The organism is Adhaeribacter sp. (assembly GCF_057359045.1).
On sequence record NZ_JBMQUD010000079.1, the window covers coordinates 1 to 6,304 of the forward strand.

Annotated in this window: 6 protein-coding genes and 2 pseudogenes; 4 read left to right on the forward strand and 4 right to left on the reverse strand. The window is 42.5% G+C overall.

Annotated elements, in window-relative coordinates; translation table 11 throughout:
* Positions 1-183 (forward strand): annotated as a pseudogene (locus ACO1R6_RS12620) (poly(3-hydroxybutyrate) depolymerase); the annotation flags it as partial.
* 166 nt (positions 184-349) lie between these two features.
* Here the strand turns inward: ACO1R6_RS12620 and ACO1R6_RS12625 are convergent.
* The 4 genes from ACO1R6_RS12625 to ACO1R6_RS12640 all read right to left on the reverse strand — a co-directional run bounded on the left by ACO1R6_RS12625 (position 350) and on the right by ACO1R6_RS12640 (position 4,356).
* Positions 350-1,564 (reverse strand): sensor histidine kinase, encoded by a 1,215-nt coding sequence (locus ACO1R6_RS12625; protein ID WP_486265222.1) that lies wholly within the window; start codon positions 1,562-1,564, stop codon positions 350-352.
* A gap of 286 nt (positions 1,565-1,850) precedes the next feature.
* Positions 1,851-2,780 (reverse strand): adenylate/guanylate cyclase domain-containing protein, encoded by a 930-nt coding sequence (locus ACO1R6_RS12630; protein WP_486265223.1) that lies wholly within the window; start codon positions 2,778-2,780, stop codon positions 1,851-1,853.
* Between the two features lie 102 nt (positions 2,781-2,882).
* Positions 2,883-3,764: a pirin family protein gene (locus ACO1R6_RS12635; protein WP_486265224.1), complete on the reverse strand. Its 882-nt coding sequence runs from the start codon at positions 3,762-3,764 to the stop codon at positions 2,883-2,885.
* A gap of 43 nt (positions 3,765-3,807) precedes the next feature.
* Entirely contained in the window at positions 3,808-4,356 is a 549-nt protein-coding gene (locus tag ACO1R6_RS12640) for a YceI family protein (RefSeq protein WP_486265225.1), read from the reverse strand.
* Between the two features lie 124 nt (positions 4,357-4,480).
* Here ACO1R6_RS12640 and ACO1R6_RS12645 point away from each other — a divergent pair, with 124 nt between their 5' ends.
* The 3 genes and pseudogenes from ACO1R6_RS12645 to ACO1R6_RS12655 all read left to right on the forward strand — a co-directional run.
* Complete coding sequence (locus ACO1R6_RS12645; protein WP_486265226.1) at positions 4,481-4,867, forward strand: winged helix-turn-helix transcriptional regulator; 387 nt, start codon at positions 4,481-4,483, stop codon at positions 4,865-4,867.
* Between the two features lie 325 nt (positions 4,868-5,192).
* Positions 5,193-5,798 carry a hypothetical protein gene (locus ACO1R6_RS12650; protein WP_486265227.1) on the forward strand — a complete coding sequence of 202 codons (606 nt, stop codon included), beginning with the start codon at positions 5,193-5,195 and terminating at the stop codon, positions 5,796-5,798.
* Between the two features lie 265 nt (positions 5,799-6,063).
* Positions 6,064-6,304: pseudogene (locus ACO1R6_RS12655) on the forward strand (poly(3-hydroxybutyrate) depolymerase); the annotation flags it as partial.

Below are 6,304 nucleotides of genomic sequence, written 5' to 3' on the forward strand. Positions count from 1 at the left end.
CCAAAAGTAGAACAGTTGCCGGACTCCAACCCAAATAACAAACAAACCATTACCCAGTATACCTATAAACAAGGTAAAAAGCCGGAAATAGTCTTGCTAAAAGTAAATGGCGGAGAGCATGCTTTTCCCGAAGATGTAAATGGATTTACCGAATCGTGGCAATTTTTTAAAAGACAAAAATAATAGCCGCCAACAGGCCGATTCTGGGGATAGAGTACTGCGTTACCTTTACGTACTATAGCAGCTAAAACTAGCACAACCAGAAATTTAATTTTGCTGGTTAATTTTGATTGCTTTAGGGTGTGAATTTGGGTGAGAGGGGTTCTGTAACGACCCGATTATAAAATTTCTAAAAGGTAATGGTAAAGGTAGTGCCCCGGTTTAAGGTGCTATCTACCTGAATTTGCCCTTTATGGTTATCTACTAACCGCTTAACAATATATAAACCCAGGCCACTGCCTTCTACATGGCTATGGAAGCGTTTAAACATGGTAAAAAGCATATCTTGTTTATCCGTTGGAATGCCCACGCCATTGTCCGAAACCGAAAGGTTTATTTTACCGTCTACTTTTTCCATTTTTACCAGCACCTCCGGCGTTCTTTCCGGAGAACGGTATTTAATGGCATTGCTTAACAGGTTGTAAAGGGTACTCCTAAAATTCTTTTTCGAAAAATTTAAAGTTAGTTTATCCTGGCCTACTACTTTTATTCTAGCCTGAGAATCTTCTATTAACTTATTTAAATCCTGTTTTACATGTTCTACTACTTCAAAAATATTTACCTCTTCGGGTTTTTCGTCGGTTTGCTGTAAATTGATTTCTACAAAAGTGGTCAGGTCTTCAATGGTCCGGCCAAAGCTTTTCAGATTGGTTTGCAACATCTGAATTAGCCCGTTCACCTCTTCTCTTTCTATCGGGTCCTGGGCAATGGCCTCGGTCAGTATTTCTAAAAGGCTCTCTATATTGTATAAAGGCGATTTAAGGTCGTGGGAGGCCGAAAAGACAAAATCATCCAGTTCGGTATTTACCTCGGTCAAGATTCGGTTTTCCTGCTGTAAATCGGTTTGGGCCTGCTGGCTGCGTTCCAATAAATCAAGGCTTTGTAAATGAAAGGCCAGCAGTTCGGCAAACATGGTAAAAGTGCCAATAACTATAGGGTTGTTTATCTGGGCCGGTTTAGAATCTATGGCACACAAAGTACCAAAGAACTCCCCATTTTTTAGAATAATGGGCACCGAAATATAACTTTGCAGCCCGTACAACTTAGGGGTATGATGCAGGCAATAATGCGGGTCGGCCGCTACATTATCAATAATAACCGGCCGGCGATGATCCCGGATCTCATTACAAATAGTAGTTTCAATTTTTAATTCACCGCCCGCTTCCAGCCCAAAAGCTACTTCGTCGCGCACGGAGCAGGCCAGCCATCTATCCTGGGTAACCCGCGCAATGGCCGCAAATCCCATTCCGGTTGTTTGGCAAATAACCTCCAGCATGGTAGGCACTACAGGAATTTGCCTTACCGCTTCCATGTCTTTATATAAATCGTCGTGAATGTCAATCATTTAAAGAAAAAGTAATGGTCTTCGGATAAGGTATAAAACTATACCGATTTATTAAAATACAAAGTAAAGCAAAATTAGTTCAATAGAAGTAAGAATCTAGGGGGCTTTCACTTGATGTTTAACCCTGATTTTTGCCTTGCAGGTTCAGAACAGGAATAGTACAGGTATAAAGCGTGTAAAACAAGTACCAGTATTTAGTTTATATTTAAGCGTAGCATTCTATACACTTTTAAGAATGTCAACCTCCGATTAGCAGAATAAGAAGTAGGCTAGCTCTTCTGTTGCATTATTCATTTGCTGGCCCGTAAGGATTGCCCAGTAAGTATACCGTAAGTGGCGTGGATACGCCTTTTACAAAAATAGTTTTTTGGTCTTTGGCCGGAGTATTTGGTACAAGGTTGTAGACATCTGCCGAAACAATAAAATTGTTATTGAGCTCTTTGGTGGCCGCCTGAATTCTGGAGGCAATATTTACCGGGAGCCCCATTATAATGGGGCGGCTTTGGTTGCCTACCATTACGGCGCCGCTTACTACCTTGCCAATATGAATGCCAATGCCTACCTGCATATTTTGTTCGAAATGCGTTAAGAAATAAGTTTGGTTTAAATTTTCCAGGTTGGTTAAAATAGCGTTACCGGCTTCAATAGCACATTGTGCTATTTTTGAATTATCCGTCTCTTCAAACCCAAAAACAGCATACAGGCCATCGCCGCTGGTTTCCACAATTCTACCGCCGTTCTGCTCGATAATTTTTTGAAGCACCGAAAAAAGCTTCCGGATAATGTGAATAACATCGAAGGCCAGATGGGTTTCTACAAACGGCGTGAAATTTCGGATGTCTAAAAAGAACAAAGCCAGTTCGGTTTCTTCGCCCAGCTTTTGCGTACACAGGCCGGCCTCTTCTCCAATGTACAGGTCTATATCGGTTTCGTCCTGAATAATTCTTCGGAGTTTAACGGCCTCGCCGGTTACAAACGTTTGGCAAGCTAAGCGCACATTGGGCGGAAAGTGCATTTTTTCTTTCAGTTGCTGTTCTTTACCATTGGGCGGACTTAAATATTCGGTGCCTTCCACCACCAACACCCTGCAAGTTGAACATTGGGCGTTGCCATTACAGGCATGAAAATGAGGAATATCAGCCTGCAGGGATGCTTTTAGAATGGTTTCGGTTTCATTAACTGGAATTATTTTTTCGCCTAAAAATTCAACTTGCATAACTTAACCGCCTTATAATCTGAAAATAAAACTTCTTGCTGTGTCCCGTGCGCTTACAATAATATTGCTGCCCTGGGGCGGAATGCTTAGATTATCCGTTGATTATAGCAATATGCGCTGTTCTGCCGATACAGTAGCTATGTGTTGCAGCTTTCCCTGCCGGTATTCCTGGTATAACCGCTTAATATCTTCAGGGGTATCACCAATAAAAGGGCCGTGCGAAACAATATTTTCACCGTGCGGCTGGGCGGCATACAGCACTAAATAAACACCCCGTTCGCCGGCGGTAAGCTGCAATTCACTTAATTCACCTTGGGTTTCAGCACCGTAAAGGTCCAGCCAACCTACCTGGTCCTGGTGCAGTTGCTTTTCTGCTTCGCCTACTTTTACACTCCCCGCAATTACATACAAAAATGTATTGAAGTTGGCCGGAATTTCCTGAATGGTAGTTACACCGGCTTCCAGGCGAATAGCAGCTACTATCAGAGGGGTGTAGTTTTGCACCGGCGACGTTAAACCGGCCAGTGAGCCGCTGTATAACGTTATTTGTGCGCCATCTTTGTTTACCGAAGCCGCATGCGCCAGGGGCAAGTCCTGTACCCTAGGCGTTGCCCACCGGTCTTTCTGCGGCAGATTAAGCCACATTTGCAGCAGCCGCATCTTGGCGGCTTTATCTATGGTTTCGGTATGCACAATGCCACTACCGGCCGTCATTAGCTGAAAGTCGCCGCGTTTCATTTGGTGGGCAGCATCACCTATTTCTCCTTCCAACAATAACGTTACGGTTTCAAAGCCGGCATGCGGATGCGCTCCACCCACGGTTGAATCATCCCGTTTGTCGAGCATATCATCCATGAGTATAATAAAGGGATCAGTCTGGGAGAAGTTGCCCCTCACCACCGACCGGGCCGTATGGTCAGGTCCCAGAAAACCCCGTTCATTTGCCGGGGTTTCTGTTTTTACCAATTTTCTTTTGATAGCCATAATGCAATTTTTAAATTTTGAATAATACAAATAACAGTTACTCTTAAGCTTCCACCGACACCGCTTGTTTTACAAGTTGTATTTCACTGTTAATTTTTACTTCTTCGCCCAGCATTAAACCACCGGTTTCTAATGCACCGTTAAAGCTAACGCCCCATTCGCTGCGGTTAATTTTGCCTGTTATAACAAAACCAGCTCTTTCACCACCCCAGGGATCTTTGGTAACGCCACTGTATTCCACGTTCAGTTTAACCGGTTTGGTTATGCCTTTTAAGGTCAGTTCACCGTGTAACACCAGGGTATCGTCATCTACTTTTTCGGCTTTAGCCGATTGGAATGTCAGCTCCGGGTATTTCTCAACTTCAAAAAAGTCAGAATTTCGGAGGTGCGCATCACGTTGTTCGTTGTTGGTAAAAATAGAAGCCATTTGGGCCGTTGCTTTAACTTTGGCGGTGCTAAAATCTTCTTCTTCCGTTTCTACTTCTACCTGAAAGTTTTTGAATGATCCGGAAACGTTGGTAATCATCAGGTGTTTAATTTTGAATCCCAACTCACTGTGGGTGGGGTCTAAAATCCATTTTGTTGTTGCCATAATTTCTACTTTTTAAATATTGTTTATTTACAGCACAAACTTACTTATATTTACTCTCCGAAAGTTAGTAGTATACAAAAGGTAAGTAGTTACCTTTAAGTTAGTTATTCATTAATTCTTTCTTATGGCTAAACTCAAAATGGCTGCTGAGCGTCCTACGGAAGCCCAGTGCAAGGCCACCCTGAATTCTATTGCGGATGCACTCTTTGTAATTGGTGGCAAATGGAAATTAACTATTATTACTGCCCTGACGGATGGCAACCGTCGGTTTAATGAGCTGCAGCGATTGGTAACCGGAATATCTGCCAAAGTACTTTCTAACGAGTTAAAAGAACTTGAATTAAACGGGTTTGTTCGCCGGAAGGTGTTTACCGGCACACCCGTAGTGGTAGAGTATGAACTAACCGAATATGCCGAAACCTTAAATGGTGTGCTGCAGTCGTTAAGTGAATGGGGCGCGATGCACAAAGAAACTGTGCGGAGGAGTATGGAAATACCGGTGGGTAGATAAATAATTTCTTCCTTTAACTGCTTTGCATCGGAACCACAGTTAACGGCTATTATTTTTCCTGTAGATTGATGATTCAGCGCTGGAAAGCAGAACCCGGGCTTTCTGCTTTTGGTAGTAAAGCGCCACGCCAGTGCTGTGCCCAGGGAGTTAGTGTTGCCAGCATACTTAGTTAGAATAAGGGCATTAAGTACCACCATAAATAATTTTAAACTATATATAATTCTGGTATATAGTTTGCATAAGGTAAATGGTACAACTTTTAAAGGAACCTGAGGGCTGCCAGGGTCTTGGTCGTAATAAGTTAAAACCTTTTACACTTGTTTATATGAAATTAGAAAATCTACTCTCTATCTTTTTATTTGGCTTAATCTTGGTGGTATCGGCTTGTAAAGACAAGAATAATACCGAAGCCATTGTCGCTCCGGCCGCAGAATTAACCCTAAACCATTTATTTACCTACGAAAACGCTACCCCCAATGCCAAAACCCATACGTCTGCAGATTTAAAAGCCGAAGCTTTAAAATCGGAAACAGAATTTTACTTCTATACTGGTAATCAAAACCCAGGCGGCCAGACAATTACCAGCGACGATCATATTAGTTTCAAAATTCCGGTAGCTAACCTGAAGCCCGGGTACCTGGGAAAATACGCTTTAAAATCTTTACCCGAACCGGCTAATGGCCAAGCGTCAGTCTATTATGTACATTATTCCAAGCCCAGTGGCGGGTCTATTTTCGATAGCAAATGGAATAGCCTGGAAGGTTTCTACGAAATAAAAGCTTATGACGCCAAGCACCAGTTAATAAGCGGCCAATATACCCTGGTGATAAAACAAGCGGGTGATCCGTACACCGCCGATTTAAGTTTTCCGGATAGAAAAAAGGTGGATATAGTGGTATCGGGTACCTTTAAAAATGTAAAAGTAAATTAAAGATTTAATTACATTTATTAACCCAAATTCACCCAAATCCTTGTGGGGGCTTTGGCTACGCTTTTTCTGGATTGCTACTCTCTGTTTGGTGTAAACACCATATGGCAACGAACGGGCTCTGCATACGGTTTAATCAATTCTGAAAGTATTTAGGCTTTATAATTAAAGTACATTCTTATCCCGGATAATCTGTTTGTTACTTTAGTAAACGCCAGTTGCTTAAACCAGCCGTGAAAATAGTATACTATCTTGTTGGTCTGGCTCTATGCGTTACTGGAATGAGCGCTGTAAATCGGCTACCAGCGGCACTAACCTCGAAAATATTAATGAACAGGCCTGTTTCGAAGCTATGCTGCAGTACTTTTATAAAAACTACGGGGTAAACGGTAAGCATTTTTATGCCATTGGCTTATCGGGAGGCGGCCACATGGCCTATAAACTGGCTTTAACCATGCCGGATAAATGCAAAGGCATAAGTGCTGTAGTGGCAAACCTGCCGGACCATA

Excerpts from the sequence above, each read along its gene's own strand:
- ACO1R6_RS12625 (WP_486265222.1), bottom strand. The coding sequence starts at position 1,564 with ATGATTGACATTCACGACGATTTATATAAAGACATGGAAGCGGTAAGG.
- ACO1R6_RS12630 (WP_486265223.1), bottom strand. The coding sequence starts at position 2,780 with ATGCAAGTTGAATTTTTAGGCGAAAAAATAATTCCAGTTAATGAAACC.
- ACO1R6_RS12635 (WP_486265224.1), bottom strand. The coding sequence starts at position 3,764 with ATGGCTATCAAAAGAAAATTGGTAAAAACAGAAACCCCGGCAAATGAA.
- ACO1R6_RS12640 (WP_486265225.1), bottom strand. The coding sequence starts at position 4,356 with ATGGCAACAACAAAATGGATTTTAGACCCCACCCACAGTGAGTTGGGA.
- ACO1R6_RS12645 (WP_486265226.1), top strand. The coding sequence starts at position 4,481 with ATGGCTAAACTCAAAATGGCTGCTGAGCGTCCTACGGAAGCCCAGTGC.
- ACO1R6_RS12650 (WP_486265227.1), top strand. The coding sequence starts at position 5,193 with ATGAAATTAGAAAATCTACTCTCTATCTTTTTATTTGGCTTAATCTTG.